The sequence below is a fragment of the Candidatus Spechtbacterales bacterium genome (genome assembly GCA_040879145.1).
Classification (GTDB): Bacteria; Patescibacteriota; Minisyncoccia; order Spechtbacterales; family 2-12-FULL-38-22; genus JAWVZY01.
Map to the genome: position 1 here is coordinate 1 of JBBDKX010000002.1, position 1,514 is coordinate 1,514.

General features: G+C 43.1%; 1 protein-coding gene. It reads right to left on the reverse strand.

The window, feature by feature from the left end:
• The coding region (locus WDZ40_00330; protein ID MEX0877294.1) for a thermonuclease family protein at positions 1 to 1,514 on the reverse strand (1,514 nt) is incomplete at both ends.

The following is a 1,514-nucleotide window of genomic DNA, read 5'->3' on the forward strand; positions in this document are numbered from 1 at the left end:
CAAGCGGAGTGCCAAACTGTCCGGGCAAAACGGCGTCTATTTCAGAATTTAATTTTTCCCAAAGAAGCAAGCTATTTTCTTCTAAGTTAAAGGCGTAAATTTTAGACGCGGCTGTAACAAAAACATTTCCTTCCGCGTCCGAAACAGGCAGTGTGAAAGATTTCGCGCCTATTGAAAACCTGTCTGTTAGCTCTTCTCCATTGTCTGTACTAAACGCGGTAAAATAGCAGTCGTCCGTATTGGGGTCGCACTCAACTACATAGAGGGTTTTGTAATCGTGCGAGAGCGCCACCGAAAGATAAGAGCGGGTGCGTGTATTTTCCCAGACAGAGTTGCCCTCGGTGGTGAATTTTTCAATGCTATCCCCTGAAGCAATGTATAAATTAGAGCTCTCATCTACGAGCATCTGGTTTTTTAAGCTGTAAGACGCGCTTTCTGACCAAAGAACGGCGTAAGAGTTTTTGCCTGAACTGTTTGTTGGCGTCGGGTCTCCGGTTGTAAAATCAGCAGAGTTATCATCTGTATCCGCGTGGTTTTCGCTTCTTGAAATACTTTTTCCTTTCTGCGGGGCTTGTGCTGTTTTGGTTTCTTTAAGCGTTACATCTTCGTCATTACCCCATGCTACAGCGTCAACAGGTTTGGGGTTTTCTACGTCTTTAGGGTCTTCGCTGAATATGGCAACAGTACCCTGTGAATTGCTTAACTGGCTTGAAGAGTAAGGTTGCCAGTCCGAAGACGGGTAGTTGTCTTGCGCGCTAAATGGCTCAAGCTCTATTAAAAAGTAGCTTTGTGCTGAAATTTGAGTTTGAGGAAATTGTTTTATACGGTAAGGGTCGTTCCATTCGGTTCTTGTGGAAGAATAATACGCGAAATAATAATCTGAGAGATTAATTGCGGAATTTGTGGGATTATAAAGCTCTACGAATTCTGAGTCCGCAACTTGTATTTCATTTATAACCAAATGGCTTAATTCCTGAGGTATGGTATTTTGTTGTTTTATAAATGTTTGGTTTGGACCTGTTGGACCATATGGGCTGGGTGCGGAATCGTTTTGTGTTGAATCCCCCAAAACTTCGCCTCCGACAGGGTGGCACACGTCTCCCCACAAGCCCCGCCTGTCTTCTTTTGCCTCTTCTTCCACCTCTTCAAAGTTGTCTGTGAATTCATGTGTAAACCCAAAATCAAAAGCGTAAGCGTGGCCTGTTTCAACAAGATTTTGGTTAACGAAAGTATTGTTTATGTAAACATACCTAAGCAGGCGCCCGTAACTATCTTTATCGTCAGGTCCTTGTTCAAGAGTAACTATTTTATTTAACACAAGTTGTTCATTGTACCCTGTCGCCTCTTTAGCAAAACAACCGTTTGGTTCTTCTGGCGTATTTACGCCTATGTAACGCACCCTTTCACCGTTTTGAAGTTCTACTGTATCGCCATCTATAACACGGGTTACGAGATAGGTTTGTTTGTCGGGAGTGTCTGTCTTATCGGGCGTATCTGTTTTATCTATCATATCT